1 pseudogene is annotated in these 330 nt (G+C 54.8%); it reads right to left on the reverse strand.

Annotated elements, in window-relative coordinates:
• Positions 1 to 330, reverse strand: a pseudogene (locus R2R70_RS19370) (hypothetical protein); the annotation flags it as partial.

Genomic DNA, 330 nt, shown 5'->3' on the forward strand with positions numbered 1-330 from the left:
TTTCAGCCTGCGGGAAGCGATCGCTGACCACCAGAACGCCACTTTGCGCCAGTCGCTGAACCTTGCGTAGATTCGCCATTCTTCGCAGCGAGAAGCAGTACATAATCACCGCCGCCCATAGCGCCGGAGATTTGGTTTTCATGCTTTGGGTTTTCGAGGATTTGGCCGCCAGTCGCCGTTCCAGCCAGACGCCAACCAACGGCAAAATCACCTGCCAGATAAGATAGCGGTCAGCCAGCTGCTGAATCTGGGTTAACGACGTCAGTAACGCAATGATGTGTTCCCCTGCCAGCAAATAAACCACCGAAAACAGTAGCGCTACGATCCCCG

Origin of the sequence: Cobetia sp. SIMBA_158, assembly GCF_046566945.1 — a bacterium.
Lineage (GTDB): Bacteria > Pseudomonadota > Gammaproteobacteria > Pseudomonadales > Halomonadaceae > Cobetia > Cobetia amphilecti.